Source organism: Acinetobacter sp. TAC-1 (genome assembly GCF_029025845.1).
GTDB classification, from domain to species: domain Bacteria; phylum Pseudomonadota; class Gammaproteobacteria; order Pseudomonadales; family Moraxellaceae; genus Acinetobacter; species Acinetobacter guillouiae.
On the sequence record NZ_CP118892.1, the window covers coordinates 4,754,588 to 4,770,596 of the forward strand.

Annotated in this window: 17 protein-coding genes; 8 read left to right on the plus strand and 9 right to left on the minus strand. The window is 38.5% G+C overall.

The window, feature by feature from the left end:
- The first annotated feature begins 83 nt into the window (after positions 1-83).
- The 3 genes from PYV58_RS22235 to PYV58_RS22245 all read left to right on the plus strand — a co-directional run bounded on the left by PYV58_RS22235 (position 84) and on the right by PYV58_RS22245 (position 3,570).
- Positions 84-1,292 carry a sugar transporter gene (locus PYV58_RS22235; protein ID WP_034613304.1) on the plus strand — a complete coding sequence of 403 codons (1,209 nt, stop codon included), beginning with the start codon at positions 84-86 and terminating at the stop codon, positions 1,290-1,292.
- A 480-nt stretch (positions 1,293-1,772) separates the two neighbouring features.
- Positions 1,773-2,312, plus strand: a complete 540-nt coding sequence (locus tag PYV58_RS22240) for a cysteine hydrolase family protein (RefSeq protein ID WP_034613307.1) — start codon at positions 1,773-1,775, stop codon at positions 2,310-2,312.
- Positions 2,313-2,604: 292 nt separating this feature from the next.
- Positions 2,605-3,570: a TerC family protein gene (locus PYV58_RS22245; protein ID WP_034613310.1), complete on the plus strand. Its 966-nt coding sequence runs from the start codon at positions 2,605-2,607 to the stop codon at positions 3,568-3,570.
- 185 nt (positions 3,571-3,755) lie between these two features.
- Here the strand turns inward: PYV58_RS22245 and PYV58_RS22250 are convergent, their stop codons facing one another.
- Positions 3,756-4,322 carry a nucleotidyltransferase family protein gene (locus tag PYV58_RS22250; RefSeq protein ID WP_034613312.1) on the minus strand — a complete coding sequence of 189 codons (567 nt, stop codon included), beginning with the start codon at positions 4,320-4,322 and terminating at the stop codon, positions 3,756-3,758.
- 243 nt (positions 4,323-4,565) lie between these two features.
- On the opposite strand from PYV58_RS22250, the gene guaD reads away from it, so the two are divergent.
- From guaD to PYV58_RS22265, 3 genes are all read left to right on the plus strand, one after another.
- Entirely contained in the window at positions 4,566-5,897 is a 1,332-nt protein-coding gene (gene guaD / locus PYV58_RS22255; protein ID WP_034613314.1) for a guanine deaminase, read from the plus strand.
- Positions 5,898-6,129: 232 nt separating this feature from the next.
- Positions 6,130-6,657 carry a hypoxanthine phosphoribosyltransferase gene (hpt, locus tag PYV58_RS22260; protein WP_034613318.1) on the plus strand — a complete coding sequence of 176 codons (528 nt, stop codon included), beginning with the start codon at positions 6,130-6,132 and terminating at the stop codon, positions 6,655-6,657.
- Between the two features lie 198 nt (positions 6,658-6,855).
- Positions 6,856-7,107, plus strand: a complete 252-nt coding sequence (locus PYV58_RS22265) for a GlsB/YeaQ/YmgE family stress response membrane protein (protein ID WP_004718955.1) — start codon at positions 6,856-6,858, stop codon at positions 7,105-7,107.
- Between the two features lie 69 nt (positions 7,108-7,176).
- Here PYV58_RS22265 and PYV58_RS22270 read toward each other — a convergent pair whose 3' ends face one another.
- Entirely contained in the window at positions 7,177-7,878 is a 702-nt protein-coding gene (locus PYV58_RS22270; RefSeq protein ID WP_004718953.1) for a DsbC family protein, read from the minus strand.
- A 155-nt stretch (positions 7,879-8,033) separates the two neighbouring features.
- The gene (dmeF, locus tag PYV58_RS22275) at positions 8,034-8,996 is read right to left on the minus strand and encodes a CDF family Co(II)/Ni(II) efflux transporter DmeF (RefSeq protein ID WP_275059683.1); all 963 of its coding nucleotides are present in this window, start codon (positions 8,994-8,996) and stop codon (positions 8,034-8,036) included.
- Positions 8,997-9,083: 87 nt separating this feature from the next.
- On the opposite strand from dmeF, the gene PYV58_RS22280 reads away from it, so the two are divergent.
- Together PYV58_RS22280 and PYV58_RS22285 are read left to right on the plus strand one after the other, a co-directional pair.
- A complete protein-coding gene (locus tag PYV58_RS22280) occupies positions 9,084-9,350 on the plus strand; it encodes a metal/formaldehyde-sensitive transcriptional repressor (protein WP_034613324.1) in 267 nt (88 codons plus the stop codon).
- A gap of 161 nt (positions 9,351-9,511) precedes the next feature.
- Positions 9,512-10,681, plus strand: coding sequence for an MFS transporter (locus PYV58_RS22285; RefSeq protein WP_034613328.1), 1,170 nt, complete (start codon positions 9,512-9,514; stop codon positions 10,679-10,681).
- Positions 10,682-10,725: 44 nt separating this feature from the next.
- On the opposite strand, the gene PYV58_RS22290 is transcribed toward PYV58_RS22285, so the two are convergent.
- The 6 genes from PYV58_RS22290 to rpmH all read right to left on the minus strand — a co-directional run bounded on the left by PYV58_RS22290 (position 10,726) and on the right by rpmH (position 15,317).
- On the minus strand, positions 10,726-11,088 hold the full coding sequence (locus tag PYV58_RS22290; RefSeq protein ID WP_004818181.1) for a NirD/YgiW/YdeI family stress tolerance protein: 363 nt from the start codon (positions 11,086-11,088) through the stop codon (positions 10,726-10,728).
- Between the two features lie 139 nt (positions 11,089-11,227).
- The gene (mnmE, locus tag PYV58_RS22295; RefSeq protein WP_034613331.1) at positions 11,228-12,592 is read right to left on the minus strand and encodes a tRNA uridine-5-carboxymethylaminomethyl(34) synthesis GTPase MnmE; all 1,365 of its coding nucleotides are present in this window, start codon (positions 12,590-12,592) and stop codon (positions 11,228-11,230) included.
- A gap of 89 nt (positions 12,593-12,681) precedes the next feature.
- A complete protein-coding gene (yidC, locus tag PYV58_RS22300; RefSeq protein WP_004718941.1) occupies positions 12,682-14,421 on the minus strand; it encodes a membrane protein insertase YidC in 1,740 nt (579 codons plus the stop codon).
- Between the two features lie 5 nt (positions 14,422-14,426).
- A complete protein-coding gene (gene yidD, locus PYV58_RS22305; protein WP_004718939.1) occupies positions 14,427-14,747 on the minus strand; it encodes a membrane protein insertion efficiency factor YidD in 321 nt (106 codons plus the stop codon).
- 9 nt (positions 14,748-14,756) lie between these two features.
- A complete protein-coding gene (gene rnpA, locus PYV58_RS22310; RefSeq protein WP_004718937.1) occupies positions 14,757-15,149 on the minus strand; it encodes a ribonuclease P protein component in 393 nt (130 codons plus the stop codon).
- A 33-nt stretch (positions 15,150-15,182) separates the two neighbouring features.
- Complete coding sequence (gene rpmH, locus PYV58_RS22315; protein WP_000831329.1) at positions 15,183-15,317, minus strand: 50S ribosomal protein L34; 135 nt, start codon at positions 15,315-15,317, stop codon at positions 15,183-15,185.
- Positions 15,318-16,009: the final 692 nt, after the last annotated feature.

Consider the following 16,009-nt stretch of genomic DNA (forward strand, 5'->3'; position numbering starts at 1 on the left):
TTTATTTTTGATACAACAAACTTAGCTTAACTTTATCCACAATTCAGCCTAAAATTTAGCGCTAACCTCTTTTAATATTGACCATGTCTGCCTTATCTCCCCAAACTCCAGCACCACAATCTGCCCCCAGTGAATCCCAGCAATGGATCAGTGTGATTAGCCTTGCTTTCGCAGCATTTATTTTCAATACCACAGAATTCGTTCCTGTGGCTTTACTGAGTGACATTGGAAAAAGCTTTGCGATGCCTGCAACTGATGTTGGTATCATGATTACTCTATATGCATGGGTTGTTGCACCCATTTCATTGCCGATCATGTTATTGACCAAAAATATTGAACGGCGCTTTTTACTGATCATCTTATTTATGGTTTTCGTGGCCAGTCATGCATTATCTTATTTTGCATGGAGTTTCGATGTACTCCTGATCAGTCGAATTGGTATCGCATTTTCTCATGCTTTATTTTGGTCAATCACTGCATCACTGGCAGTGCGAGTCGCACCCAAAGGTAAGGAGTTTCAAGCTTTGGGGCTATTGGCCACAGGTACGGCATTGGCGATGGTTTTAGGTATTCCATTTGGACGAATGATTGGTGAATCTTATGGTTGGCGTAATACTTTTGCTTTAATTGCAATTGGTGCGGCTATCGTTTGCGTTATCTTAGCCAAAACATTGCCACGCTTACCAAGCGTCAATTCAGGTTCTTTGAGTAGTTTAAAAGTATTTTTAAAACGCCCAAGCCTGATGATTGTTTTTGCTCTGACCATTATTGTGATTACCGCACAATTTACCGCATACAGTTATATCGAACCTTTTGCTCTGAATGTTGCGCATTTTAGCTCGACACAAACCACAACCTTATTATTAATCTATGGCGCAGCGGGTTTCTTTGGCTCTTATTTATTTGGTAAGTTTGCCAAAAAATATCCAAAACTTCCGATACCGTTAAGTAGTGCGATATTGGCTGTTTCGATGTTATTGTTGACTTCACTGAGTACTGATTTTACCAGTTTTAGTCTACTGAGTTTATTTTGGGGCATGGCGATTATTTGCTTTAGCTTAGCTCAACAAGCCAAAACCTTGGCTTTAGCTTCTGATGCCACTGATGTCGCGATGGCAATTTATTCAGGACTATACAATGTGGGTATTGGCGGCGGCGCTTTGCTTGGCGGCATAGTGACTACCAATTATGGGCTCAACCATATTGGCATCGTTGGCGGTATAATCGCTGTTCTTGGGACCCTGTTAGCTTTAGTGCTTGTACAACGTAAAGATTTTATTCAAAAAATATAAATATCTTTTTACAAGTTTTAAAGTGACATGCTGAGTTAAAAACTTTAATTTGATAAAAGCTAACTTGGCTTTAAGGTCAAAAAAGACATCGTGCGAACAGTCAAGGTGTATGTAGGTATCAAGGAGCAATTCGATGGCATTGACCGCCTCACCCAAGGAAAAACTGAACACTTCAGAAAAGCCTAGAGTCTTGACCCAATCTGAGATCACAGCATTACGACAAGACATGAAGCAGTCAATTGCGTGGGCACAAGCTGAACTGCGCCGTCGACACAAGTATCTTAATTAACCCAGTGCGGACGTAAAGTCCCATATAGGCAATAACTGCAATGCAACCAATCATTTTATTTAAATTATTAACCACCACACTGCATCGGCAGTGTGGACGTATACATTTAAAATAAAATGTAGAAACCAACCCTGCCAATGAGCGGGGTTATTTTTTGCTCCGTGATTTGGTCAATATTTACGGAGAAACTCATGTCTGAGTATCACAATAAACAAGCCTTACTCGTTATTGATCTACAAAATGGCCTATTTCATGCACAGCATCCTCCATTTCAAGCTGATCAATTGTTGAAAAACGTCAATCAGCTCATTGAATATGCGCGTGTTAAACACATTCCGATTTTTGCGATACGTCATGTTGGTTTAGCTGGCACAGGACTCGCACCAAATAGTCCAATGACTCAACTCATTGCTGAATTAAATATTGATCCTAATACAGATTACCTCTTAGAAAAAACACGGCCAAATTGCTTTTTCCAAACAGATTTAGCACAACAATTAGAGTCTTTAAATGTTGAAGAAGTGATCATCTGTGGTTTAAAAACTGAATTTTGTATCGATAGCACAAGTCGTGCGGCAAAAGACTTAAATTATAAAGTGACATTAATTTCAGATGCGCACAGCACAGTAGATTCAAAGGTTCTCAATGCTGACCGTATTATTCAGCATCATAATTCAACGCTCAATCAAGCTTTTGTTGCGCTAAAAACCAGCGCTGAATTTTGTACATAAAATAAACTACATAAAAATACATTCAAAATTTGCACATTTTAAATAAATATGCGATTCTCACTAGATATTAAGAAATGAAAAATTTCTTACACAGTATATTGAACAAGGGGAGTAGCCTCCTTTAATCAGAATATCGTCATTACGCTTTGAAAAAAGCCGGTATCTGAGCATTTGAGATTGATGTACATAACTCAAATGTAGGCAAGACCTTGATCATGTTGACACAGATGTTTAATCATCTGGCAACAGGTCAAGGTTTTTTTATGCCTGATTGCCAGATTCGGAGAGTTTTATGGAAACTATTGGCAATCCATGGCTGTATCTAGCGTTCTTCGCTATTGTTATTGTCATGCTACTGATCGACTTTTTAGGCTTTAAACAAAAAGAAGGGCAAGAAGTCAAAATTAAAACTGCTGCCTACTGGAGCATTGCATGGGTCAGTGTTGCAGCGTTATTTGGTGGCGGTTTATGGCTGTATCTACAACAAACCGCGGGTGTTTCTATTGCCAATAGCAAAGTCATGGAATACTTTGCAGGTTATCTACTTGAAAAATCATTAGCGATCGACAATGTCTTTGTCTGGTTGATGATCTTTGCTGCATTTGCGATTCCACAAGGCTTACAACGTAAAATTCTGCTCTATGGTGTATTAGGTGCAATTATTTTACGTACTATCTTTATTTTTATTGGCGCATGGTTCGTTCAAGAATTCTCTTGGGTGCTTTATCTCTTTGGTGCGTTCTTGGTTTATACAGGCTATAAATTCCTTAAAGGACAGGATGATGAAGAAACCAATATCGAAGATATGGCTATTCTCAAGTGGTTGCGTAAACACATGCGAATCACCCCAAAATTAGAAGGTGCTCAATTCTTTGTTCGTCAAAATGGTGTGTTGTGGGCAACCCCGTTATTCCTTGTCTTAATTTTAGTTGAAGCTTCAGATGTAATTTTCGCGGTCGATTCTATTCCAGCGATTTTTGCGGTGACCAGTGATCCATTTATTGTATTAACTGCGAATTTAATGGCGATCTTAGGTCTACGTGCAATGTTCTTCTTATTGTCGGGTGCCGCGTCTAAAATGCATTACTTGCCTTATGGCCTAGGCATCATCTTAGTCTTCATTGGCTTTAAAATGTTAATGCTGGATGTCTTCCATATGCCGATTTGGATTTCGTTAGGTTTTATTGTGATTGTCTTGGCAATTACCGCTTGGCTCTCTATTCGCCATAGCAAAAAGCACCATGAAACAACCTTATAAACACTAGATCAAGCCTTCCAATTGGAAGGCTTTTTTATGATCAACAATAATACTCAACGATTTAAATTGTATGGACAGTATTGAAATGAAATCTTTATCCATCAGCATAATCATCTGTTGTAATAGCCATCTGTTGTCTTGGAGTATGATCTTCACTATGGTTTGATTAATTTAAATCTGATCGCCTAATCATCCACAACAAGCAGCTTTTCCCATCTGGTTAAAAACTGTTTAGCCTGAATCCGTGCTAAAAAAACTGGATAACTGACCAAACGTTTATTCCATCTCAATTTTAATTCAAACAAATCATTTAGCCCAAACGGCGCAATAATTTCGATATCATCATTTTCAAGTAAACGTACTGCAATTGCGGTTGCCGTTTCAACCCATACGGATAAAGCATCGAATAAGGATTGGTATTGAGAGATAGAGCTTCCATCATCTGTTTTATACCACAAATGCACATAGGCTTGATTGACCACATCCCATTCATTATTGGGAAATTTTTGCTTTAGCAATTCAGTCAAACGTTGCTCTTTAAGGCCTTGTTGATCATTTAAATCATAGAAAATCACATCGATTTCAATCTGATCGAATCCATAAGACTGATGATGTAAAATAGACCATACCAAGTTACGAATTACACCTGCACTCAAATATGCATGTGTATGAATACCTCGCAAATACTGTAATCGGAGCATCAATTCAGGACATGAATAGATAAGCTGTTTTAACTGTCGGGTATGATCCATTGTTGTCTTATTTCACCATTTTCCAAGACTGTAGTGATTGTTGCTATCAAGATAAACTTACAATATAGAATATGCCTTTAGCCGCTAATTTTAGTTATATTTCGATAAAAACGTCACTATGCTAAAACAATAAAAAATAACGTTATTCAATTTTTTAGAATGCTTTCGCGCAAAACTGCATACAGCACCTGATACAAATTTCAGGTACAATCAATCGAAAAAAGGATAAATTGCAGGTTCTACATGTCTTGTGTTGTACAGAAAACAGCAGTTCGTGGGCGTTTTCTTGATATTAAAAATACCGTTTCTCAAGCAGCTCAAATATTAGATCAAGTTCGTTATATCGAAGATGGTTTACTGATCACAGAGCAAGGCAAAATCACATGGTTTGGCCCTTGGGAAGATGCACAGTCTCACCTGACAGATGATATTCAAATTGATCACTACCCAGAACAACTGATTGTGCCTGGTTTTATTGACACCCATATTCATTTTCCACAAACAGAAATGGTGGGTGCATATGGTGAACAACTTTTAGAATGGTTAAATACTTATACTTTTCCAACAGAAATTCAGTTTGCAGATAAAACCTATGCCGACAAAATCGCACAGTTTTTTGTCCAAGAATTACTTAAAAATGGCACCACGACAGCACTGGTTTTTTGTACGGTACATCCCCAATCAGTCGATGCCTTATTTGAAGCGGCAGAACAGCATCAGATGCGTTTAATCGCTGGTAAAGTCATGATGGACCGTCATGCACCTGAAGCACTCACAGATACTGCTGAAAGCGCATATATTGACTCTAAAGCACTGATTGAAAAATGGCATGGTAAAGGTCGTAACCTATATGCCATTACTCCGCGTTTTGCTCCAACCTCTACACCTGAGCAATTGGCAAAAGCAGGGCAGTTAAAAGCAGAGTATCCAACGGTATATGTGCATACCCATCTTAGTGAAAATAAAAATGAAATTGCATGGGTCAAAGACTTATTCCCAGAGCAGAAAGGTTATCTGGATGTCTATCACCACTATGGTTTAACAGGGGAGCGTTCTGTTTTCGCACATTGTGTTCATTTAGAAGAGCATGAGTGGGATTGCATGCATGCAACTGATTCAGCGATTGCATTTTGCCCGACATCAAACTTATTTTTGGGAAGTGGTTTATTCCCATTAAAAAAATCCTGGGAAAAACAGGTGAAAGTCGGCTTAGGAACAGATATTGGTGCAGGAACAGCATTTTGCCAATTACAAACCCTCAATGAAGCCTACAAAGTGCAACAACTCCAAGGTGATAAACTTTCGGCAATGGAAGCCCTTTACCATGCAACGCTTGGTGGAGCGAAAGCGCTGCATTTGGATGCGCAATTGGGCAATTTCAATATCGGTAAAGAAGCCGATTTTGTTGTGCTAGATTTAAAAGCAACGGCGCTACAACAACTGCGTCAGGAACGTGCTAAAAACATAGATGATGCATTATTTGCCTTATTTACCATGGGGGATGATCGCAATATTCAAGCCACCTATATTTATGGACAAAAAGCCTATGAGCAAAACCAAACAAAAACCGCGTAAATCAAAGAAAAAACTGATTTTGATTGGTACAGTTTTTGTGATTTGTGCATTCGTTTTAAAACGTGATGCACATTGATCATTTCGGCTTAAATTAGGGCATTTACATTTTCAAATGTCAAAAAAGATGCATCTTGATCTGATATGTTTTAAAATTATGTCATCTTTTAGGGTGTTGCTAGTCAACACCTTTTTTAATTTTAGAATTTGATGTTTAGGTTTTTAGGTATTTCCCATGACTATTGAAATGAAAGTGATGATTTCTGCTGAAGAAATTCATGCAAAAGTTCAGGAACTTGGTAAAAAAATTGATGCGCATTATGCCAATAGCGATAAAGAGCTTGTCTTAATTGGTTTATTGCGTGGTTCAGTGATTTTTATGGCTGATTTATGTCGTGCAATCAACAAGACTCACGAACTCGATTTTATGACCGTTTCAAGCTATGGTGGCAATACAACATCTTCTCGTGATGTCAGAATCCTCAAAGATTTAGACGGCGAAATTCGCGGTAAGGATATCTTAGTCGTGGAAGATATTATTGACTCTGGCAATACCTTAAGCAAAGTATTGGAAATTTTAAGTACACGTCATCCCAACTCGATCGAGCTGTGTACTTTAGTCAGCAAACCGTCTCGCCGTGAAATCGACTTAGATGTGAAATTTCTGGGCTTTGAAGTTGAAGATAAATTCATTGTGGGCTATGGCTTAGACTACGATCAAAAATACCGTCATATTCCGTTTATCGGGGAAATTGGTCTTTAATTGAGACCTCACCACATCATTTTAACTAAAATGAGTTAAGCGACTTCGGTCGCTTTTTTTATTTTTTTAGCTTTCATAGTGAACAAAAATGCAACAACTTGTAGCAAATAAGCGCTTTTACTTCACTAGAGAATATTTGATTATTAAACTAATTCGATGCAGTAACTCACGACAAAATAAAGAAAAAGGAGAAAGATTATGATGTCACTGATTAGTGCAATTGTGATTGGTTTTATTGCTGGTTTAATTGCACGTGCAATTCACCCAGGTGATGACAAAGCTGGCTTCATTGTAACAACAGCACTCGGTATTGTAGGTTCATTGGTTGCAACTTATGGTGGTCAATTACTCGGCCTATATCCAAAAGGTGCATCAGCTGGATTTATTGCCTCAGTCATTGGTGCAATAGTGGTACTCTTTATCTATAACATGATTGCCAAACGTACTTAAATTTTCTCCTCAATATAAAAAGCACCCTCGATGGGTGCTTTTTTACGCTGTCAGCATTCTAAGTGCTGTTTATAATCCAAAATTTTTCCATATTTTCTCAATTTCTTCGGCAGGGTAGGCACCCATCACCTTATAACCATTTGAGAAAATAATTGCTGGTGTTCCATGCAAACCTAATTTTTTACCCAATTCCAAATTACGTTCGATTGGCGTTGCACAATTTGCTGGTGCAGTTGGTTTGATCCCATTTTGAATCAAATTTTTCCATGCATATTCTTTATTTGCAGAGCACCATACTTGCTTAGATGGCAAAATTGATTGCGCTTTGATGGAATAGATAAATGTATAAATTGTCACATCATTGAGCTTGGCTAAATTCCCTTCAAGCGTCTTGCAATATGGGCAATTTGGGTCAGAAAAGATTGCAAGCTGACGCTTACCATTCCCCCTGACTGTTTTTACCGCATCATTCAAAGGTAATGCTTTAAAATCTATCGTATTTTCTTTAACTGCTAAATCTTTGGTTAAATTATGCTGATCTTTCAAACGAATCATTGAACCAATAAATAAATGCTGGGCATCCTCATTGACATAAACAATTTGACTATCCAAGGTCCCACTATATAAACCCTGCATTTCTGTTGTTTGCAGATTATTAATTTTTACATTGGGATACTGCTGTGCTAATTTTGCTTTCACAGTCTCAACACTGGCAAAACCAGCTGTACAAAAAGCCAGACTTAAGCTCAATGCGATAAATTGCTTTAACATAAATCGATAAAATCAAAATAAATATTGAGATGCATTAAAGCATAATTCATCAACTGACTTGTTTAAAAACTGTGATTGATCCTTATTTCTATTTGCAATTGTTCTCTACCGATCACAGTACCTTGAACTGTTAAAAAGCTGTACTTTATTCTTGCTCAGGTTTCACGTGAAACCCAACTAAACATCGCGATTTTGTTGATTTCAACAGAAATATGCACCAATTGTTGATGAATAGATAAAGCCTGACGTACCTGATCTGCATTTAAATTTTTATCATTGGATTCAAGCGCCAAAATCACTGAAAATTTGCCTTTAGCCACTTTCCACACATGAATATCGGTTATTTGGGCTTCAACATTTAGACACTCAATCACTTCACGTACGTCTTCAACTATAGGATGATCCATTTCCGCATCTAATAATGTTTGGGCCGTTTCTTTGATTAAACCATATGACCAACGCCCGACTAAAATGGCCCCAACAATCCCCAATACAGCATCTAAAAAATCCCAACCCAAATACTTTGCAGCAAAAAGAGCAATAATCGCCAAGACAGAGGTCAGTGCATCTGCAACCACATGTAAAAACGCAGCTTTTTGATTTAAATCATGTCCATGATGGTCATTATGCGTATGTGAATGATGGTGATGGTGATGGTGATGGTCAGCATGATCGTGTAATAACCATGCACAAACCAAATTGACCAATAAGCCTAAAATAGCAATTAAAATCGCTTCATTATAATGAATCTGTACAGGATGAAATAAACGCACTAACGACTGGACGGCCATAAATAAGGCCACCACCATCAATAGAATTGCACTGCTATAGCCAGCAAGAATTTCAATTTTCCATGTGCCAAAACTAAAACGAGAATCCTGCGCATAATAACGAGCAGCTCGATAAGCAGCATAAGCCAAACCTAATGCCAGCATATGCGAACTCATATGCCAACCATCTGCGAGTAAGGCCATGGAATTAAAAATCCAGCCTCCCGCAATCTCAAAAATCATCATCAATCCAGTCAAAATGGTCGCCCATAAGATTTTCTTTTGTGCTAAAGGATTACCTTGATCAAATTGATGGCTATGCTTTCGCTGAATGGTTTTGAATTGCATGAGGCATGATCCTATATACTCCCCATGAGTATATAATTTCAATTTAAAATATACTATAAGGGAGTATATAAAATAGCGGATTAATTTATGAGTCATTTACATCAAGATAAAAAAGTCCTCAATCGTGTGAAACGACTAAAAGGACAAATTCATGCGATTGAAGAAGCTTTGAATGATCAAAGCAGCTCATGTATCAGCGTTTTACAGCAAGTTGCGGCAATTAAAGGTGCCGTGAATGGCTTAATGAATGAATTGATTGAGCAGCATTTAACTGAGCATGTGATTAAAGACGCTCAAGCCGTGGATGAAGCTGAATTACAAGAATTTTTAAAGCTGCTCAAACGCTATTCATAACTCAATTCACAGTCATCTATGCTTGAATGTTCAAGTTTCCATTGACCCTTTACTGATTAAGTTTTAATCTTTCCATACTCAATTCCTTCCATGCCGAACTTTGTATTGAACAGGTTTGGCATTTTTATCTGCAAAACATTTGCATTTGAAGTCCTATATTTATGAATCAACAATCATGGCGTTCATTTTTAATGATCAGCCTAGCCTTATGTATTGGTACGATTGGTACGGCGCTTGCTAGCCCCTTATATCCAATTTATCAACAACTTTGGCAATTGCTCCCAAGCCAGATCACCTATATTTTCGTGGCCTATATGTTTGGTTGCTTAACCACATTATTATTTTTAGGACGTAGCAGTAATAGTTTTGGTTTTATTCGTACCTTACAAATCGGGCTATTGTTTGCTGTAATTGGCCTAACACTGTCGGTGTTTGCATCAACCACCTATTTGCTTGGATTTGGCCGCTTTATCATTGGTATTGCCTCTGGATTAATCAGCACCTCCGCAATGTTAGGTTTGATTTATACCATTCCTGACTCACATAAACAGAATGCAGCACAGTTAAGTTCAATTATTACCGTGATTGGCTTTGGACTGGGCCCGTTTATTGGTGGTGCAATTGCACAATTTTCTGATCGCCCACTTGTCACACCTTATTTACCCGTAATTGTTGCAGCAATCATCAGTTTGCTGAGTTTATTTACGATTAAAACCATGAGGTTTGAAAGGCAGCCATTTTCTATTGCACCCCACTTACAACTGCCAGAAGCTCAATTTAAAAAACTGTTTTATATCGCCAGTTTTACCGCATTCTGTGCTTTTGGCTCATTTAGTTTATTTGCCTCATTGGCACCCTCCTTTATTCGAGATGTGATTCCTTGGCATGGACCATTGGTCAGTGGTGCAACCATTGCCAGTATCTTAATGATTTCTGCGATCGTCCAATTTATCGCAAAGTCTTTTGATATGCATAAAGCATTGAATACTGGCTTAGTCTTATTGATTTCCAGCTATATTATTTTATCGATCTGTATGACCATGCATTGGAGTTTCTTATTCTTTTTGAGTGTGGTTTTGGTTGGAATGGGGCATGGTTTAACGTTACTGAGTGCTTTTGCATTGATTCACCACATGACCAATGTTGAAAATCGGGCAGCTGTGGTTTCCACTTATTTGTTTATTGCCTATTTTGGCACCATTGTGCCGATCATTAGCGCAGGCTTTTTATCTGATCATTTCGGTTTAATGGTTGGTGTTTTAGGCTTTTGTGCAGGAATTGGTATCTTATGTATTTATTTATTGATCAGTCATTTAAAAATTAAAGCTTGATCAAACATCTAGGCGCTGTGCGCCTAGATGTTGGTTAAAAGCAATTATTGAATAATCTCAATTTTAACCACTTCTATATCTGTGGGTTTATAACGATGGGTATCGACTTCCCCCACAACTTTAACTTTGGTACCCGGTTTTAACTTTTTTAAATCGATAAGATCGTCATCCACTTCGATCCCAATGGTGCCCGTGCTGTCTTTTAGCTCATAATGTTCATGTTTTATTTGACGAACAATTGTCCCCGTCAAGGTGACAGCTGTTTCATCATTGGCACGTATTGCTTGTCCAATGGTGATCTTGTTTTTGGCAGCTTCTTGAATAATCACATGATCATCTTTACCCGCCCAAACATTTGATGTCATCACTAAAACAGCAATCGCAAGCAATAAAGGAGTTTTTTTCATGAAAAGAAGCCTTTGTTGAATATGTAATTGATCTTACAGTAAACAATTCTAAGATTGATGTAAATTCAGCTTACAAAAGCACAACTTTTCATCAAAAAAAGCGGACTAATGTCCGCTTTTAAGCTGTTAGAGTAAAGGATTATTTTCCAATACAGAACGAGCCAAAAATTACCCCTAACAGATCATCTGCACTAAAATCGCCTGTGATCTCAGCTAAGGCATTCTGTGCTAAACGTAACGATTCAGCGACCAGTTCACCCGCATGATAGACCTCAAGTTGCTCATGTGCTTCTGCAAGATAGTGCTGAGTGCGCTTCATTGCGTCTAAATGGCGTGTACGTGCAATAAAGGTATCTTCTTCAGGATGGAAGCCAGCATGCGCTGTAATCGCATCTATAAGCGCTTGTACACCCATTTCCTGTTTGGCTGACACGCTAATATGGCGAAAACCTTGAAAATCACTTAATTCAGGTGATTGCGCAGTTAAATCACATTTGTTACCAATCAACATCAAGCGTTTAGTTTCTAAATGATCTTCAAAATAGCGCTGAGCAAGTGCTAAAGGATTTTCACCTTGGCTGAGGTCATAAACCAAAAGTAATAAATCCGCTTGCTCAATTTCTTTGATTGCTCGGCGAATGCCTTCTTTTTCGACCACATCACCTGTCTCACGTAAGCCCGCAGTATCGGTGAGTGTGATGGGTAAGCCATTTAAAGTAATTTTCTCATGCAGTACATCACGCGTCGTTCCTGCGATATCCGTAACAATGGCACGGTCATTTCCCGCCAAGGCATTCAATAACGAAGATTTACCCGCATTGGGCTTACCTGCAATCACCACTTGCAGACCTTCACGTAATAACTGCCCCTGACGCGCAGAGTGTTGCACAGCAGAGACTGAAGCCTGCACATCTTCAAGTAGATGAAGAATTTTTCCATCTGCCAAAAAGTCGATTTCCTCTTCAGGAAAATCAATCGCCGCTTCAACATGCAAACGTAAATGAATCAGTTTTTCCAATACGGTATTCACTTTATTGGAAAATGCACCTTGCAAAGAACGTACTGCAGAACGCGCAGCGGCTTGTGAAGTCGCATCAATTAAATCTGCAATCGCTTCAGCTTGAACCAAGTCCATTTTGCCATTTTCAAAGGCTCGCATGGAAAACTCGCCTGCTTTGGCGGCAATAGCACCCAGCTCGAACAATCGTGCAAGAAGTGCATTTTGAATTACAGGACCACCATGTCCCTGCAATTCCACCACATCTTCACCAGTAAACGAGTTTGGATTTGGAAAGCAAATTGCTAGCCCCTCATCCATCACTTCACCTTTTTCATCAAAAAACTGACGAAAACCAGCAAAGCGCGCTTGGGGAAGCGCTTTTTGAGTTAAAGCTTGTGCAATCGCATAAGCCTTAGGACCAGATAGACGAATCACACCTACACCACCACGTCCAGGTGGAGTCGCAATTGCTGCAATTGTGGTTTGGCTTACAGGGTTGCTCATCTAAATTACTCAAACTTTGACAATAAAAAAATCCGCCTAAGATTACCATCTTAAGCGGATTTTTTCAGCTATTGCTTAATCTATGAAGATTAAACCACTTCGCTTGCGACTTTGGCTTTAGCAACATTTTTGTTGATAAACCATTGTTGCAGAATCGTGATCGAGTTGTTCACAATCCAGTATAAAACCAAGCCAGAAGGGAAGAACAGCATAAATACTGTAAACATGATCGGCATGATTTTGAAGACTTTAGCTTGCATTGGATCAGTAGGTTGTGGGTTCAACATTTGTTGAACAAACATCGTTACACCCATGATCAACGGCAAAATAAACCAAGGATCCATTGCAGATAAATCTTGAATCCAAAGCATCCATGGTGCATGACGAAGCTCTACAGATTCCATCAATACCCAATACAATGCTAAGAAGATTGGCATTTGCAACAGCAATGGTAAACAACCCGCAAGTGGATTGACTTGCTCACGTTTGTAAAGCGCCATCATTTCTTGTGAGAAACGCATGCGGTCTTCACCAAACTCTTCTTTCATGCGTTGCATTTCAGGTGCAATCACACGCATTTTCGCCATAGAACGATAGCTCTTAGACGACAATGGCCAAAGAATAAGCTTAACCAATACAGTCAATAAGATAATTGACCAGCCCCAGTTACCCACAAGATTATGGAAGAACTGTAAACCAGCAAATAATAATTTTGCAATTGGCCATAACCAACCATAGTCTACAGTTTGGTTTAAACCAACAGCCAAGTCTTTTAATTCAGATTGAATTTTTGGACCTGAGTAGAACGTTGCATCAATGCTCATTGCTTTTCCAGCTGGAACATTGATGGTTGGAGAAGTAAACCCAATGATATTCATACCATCTGCAGATTTACGAGATTCCAATTTTGCTGTGTATTCTTGACCGCCAAAATGACCAGGCATCCAAGCACTTACAAAATAATGCTGAACAATCGCAACCCATCCGCCTTTTGCTTCAGTGTTGAGTTTTTCATCAGTAAAGTTTGCAAATTTTAGCTTGTTATAATGCTCATCAGGTGTACCCCAAGCGCCACCCAAATATGTTCCAAGTGTAAAAATCCCTTGAGAGGTTTTTCCTGGGTCATCTGAGTTATCACGCTTAATTTGACCAAACATTTGTCCTTGCCAATTTTGCGCACTACGGTTGACAACCTGATAGCTTACATCGATTGGATATTGACCTTGTTTAAAGGTAAATGTTTTGATGATTTCAACGCCATCTGCTGTTTTAAATACCATTGGTACAGCTAAAACTTGCGATGTCTTGCCATCTTTGTCTTTGGCTGCTTTGGCATCTGCAATAGTATAAGCAGTTTTTTCAAACGCATAGTTTGGTCGATCTGGCTTACTGTCCGGACCATTCAATCCAATTAACCCAGATTGCGCAACATAGGTACGTTTTGCATCACTTTCAAGCATAACAAAAGGCTGATCACTGTCTTTGCTCTTGTCATGATTCAGTAATTCAATACGAACAATATCACCACCTTTAGGACTAATCCAAAGATGATAAAGGTCAGTTTGTACTGAAATCAATTGTTGATTTGCTGTGGCTGGTGCAGCTGTATTCTGTTGTGCAGCAGCTATATTTGCTTGTGGAACATCGCTAGTGGCCGCAGTTGCTTGACCTTTTGGCAGATCGGCAGACACATCATGCGCTACAACAGCCTGCGGTGTCGCAGCCTTCGATGTATTGTCATGACCATAGTCTTTTTGCCAAGCCAAAATGAGCAAATATGCGGTGACTAACATGGCCCCAAGGATTGCAAACCTGGCCCATTGTTGCATATCTATTACCCCAAGTGGTTAGAGTGATTTTGGTTCAATAAACGTTCACGCAAGGGTACAGGAACATGAAGCGTTTGAGAATCTATTTGCTGAAATGAAATAAAACGAATTGTTTTTTTTGGCACAGGATCATAACCATACCCACCCCAAGGATGACAACGACACACGCGTTTGGTCGCTAACCAGCTACCTTTTAATGCGCCGTGCGTATGGATCGCTTCTAACGAATATTGAGAACAAGTCGGAATATAACGACAACGAGGTCCAATGAGAGGACTAATCGCAATTTGATAGAAACGAATCAACCAATGCAATAAACGAATCATTGGTATCCTCTATTTTTGAGGGGAAGATTGAGCTATTTTATGGTGCTTTTTAACAATGCGCTGCAATTTCAACCAAGCAAATTGTAATTGCTGAAAAAGCTCAGCATTTGGAACTGCTTCTATACCAACTTTAGGCATCACCACAATATCCAATAAATCTATATTTTGCTGGTTTAAGCGAAAACTTTCACGCGTTAAACGTTTTATTCGATTTCTTTCATGCGCACGGCGCACTTTCTTCTTTGCAACAACAATACCCAAACGGCTTTTAGGCTGTTCGGTGACTTTTGCTAAGAATATAAAATGGGGTTGATGCACTTTAAAAAGCGCACCATCAAATACATCTTTGTAATCAGCAGCGCAGTGGATTCTCACCTCTGGACTGAAACTATAAAGAGACATAACACCCAAGTCGTCTATCAACTGTCTAAAAAATTAAACAGTTAAACTATGACGGCCTTTTGCACGACGGCGAGCTAATACTTGACGACCAGCCTTAGTAGCCATACGAGCACGGAAACCATGAACACGCTTGCGCTTTAATTCAGATGGTTGGAATGTACGTTTCATATCGAAACTCCAAAATTGATCTTTTCTAAAGGTTCGCGATTGTATTGTGCATTCTTTATTCTGTCAATAAATATACACATTTCTTTTATATAGACGCTTTATTTTTACCCAGACAACAACTTTATATAGATTAAATTGAATAAATTATTAAAAATATATATTCACAGCATAACTTATTCTTTTATAATGCAAATAAGAGTTACACACAGATATATCCTCAAAGTTATCCATAGGCTGATTCACAATTTAAATTTAATTTCTCAATTTTAAATTTAAAAATCGTGTTGTTTTGAATTTAAATTCATAACTTAAGCTTTATCCACAGAAATCCTGATCCTTATAAATAAATTCAAATTTAAAATTTATATTTATTATTATTAGGGAGCATTTTTTCTGTGGAAAACCGCTTTTTTAAGATAAATAATAATAACTTACCCTGTGAGTATCCATGTTTCTATTAATTTGATGGATTGTGGATAACTTTCTGTGATAATTTATCCACAGCTTGTGGAAAACCTTATCCACAACTGCTTTGAATTTGAATTTATTTACAGAAGGTTGCTTTTTTGAGCGAATTAGATTGAATTAACCATGACAGATGTGGATAACTTGGTTAGAATGGCGACCCCTTCACCTACAGGGTAGGGGTAAATAGTCTTTTTTGAATTTAAAATTGAATGAAGGGGTTTCAC

Excerpts from the sequence above, each read along its gene's own strand:
- mnmE (WP_034613331.1), bottom strand. The coding sequence starts at position 12,592 with ATGAGCAACCCTGTAAGCCAAACCACAATTGCAGCAATTGCGACTCCA.
- PYV58_RS22245 (WP_034613310.1), top strand. The coding sequence starts at position 2,605 with ATGGAAACTATTGGCAATCCATGGCTGTATCTAGCGTTCTTCGCTATT.
- yidC (WP_004718941.1), bottom strand. The coding sequence starts at position 14,421 with ATGCAACAATGGGCCAGGTTTGCAATCCTTGGGGCCATGTTAGTCACC.
- hpt (WP_034613318.1), top strand. The coding sequence starts at position 6,130 with ATGACTATTGAAATGAAAGTGATGATTTCTGCTGAAGAAATTCATGCA.
- PYV58_RS22285 (WP_034613328.1), top strand. The coding sequence starts at position 9,512 with ATGAATCAACAATCATGGCGTTCATTTTTAATGATCAGCCTAGCCTTA.
- PYV58_RS22240 (WP_034613307.1), top strand. The coding sequence starts at position 1,773 with ATGTCTGAGTATCACAATAAACAAGCCTTACTCGTTATTGATCTACAA.
- dmeF (WP_275059683.1), bottom strand. The coding sequence starts at position 8,996 with ATGCAATTCAAAACCATTCAGCGAAAGCATAGCCATCAATTTGATCAA.
- rnpA (WP_004718937.1), bottom strand. The coding sequence starts at position 15,149 with ATGTCTCTTTATAGTTTCAGTCCAGAGGTGAGAATCCACTGCGCTGCT.
- guaD (WP_034613314.1), top strand. The coding sequence starts at position 4,566 with ATGTCTTGTGTTGTACAGAAAACAGCAGTTCGTGGGCGTTTTCTTGAT.
- yidD (WP_004718939.1), bottom strand. The coding sequence starts at position 14,747 with ATGATTCGTTTATTGCATTGGTTGATTCGTTTCTATCAAATTGCGATT.
- PYV58_RS22250 (WP_034613312.1), bottom strand. The coding sequence starts at position 4,322 with ATGGATCATACCCGACAGTTAAAACAGCTTATCTATTCATGTCCTGAA.
- PYV58_RS22235 (WP_034613304.1), top strand. The coding sequence starts at position 84 with ATGTCTGCCTTATCTCCCCAAACTCCAGCACCACAATCTGCCCCCAGT.
- PYV58_RS22265 (WP_004718955.1), top strand. The coding sequence starts at position 6,856 with ATGATGTCACTGATTAGTGCAATTGTGATTGGTTTTATTGCTGGTTTA.
- rpmH (WP_000831329.1), bottom strand. The coding sequence starts at position 15,317 with ATGAAACGTACATTCCAACCATCTGAATTAAAGCGCAAGCGTGTTCAT.
- PYV58_RS22270 (WP_004718953.1), bottom strand. The coding sequence starts at position 7,878 with ATGTTAAAGCAATTTATCGCATTGAGCTTAAGTCTGGCTTTTTGTACA.
- PYV58_RS22290 (WP_004818181.1), bottom strand. The coding sequence starts at position 11,088 with ATGAAAAAAACTCCTTTATTGCTTGCGATTGCTGTTTTAGTGATGACA.
- PYV58_RS22280 (WP_034613324.1), top strand. The coding sequence starts at position 9,084 with ATGAGTCATTTACATCAAGATAAAAAAGTCCTCAATCGTGTGAAACGA.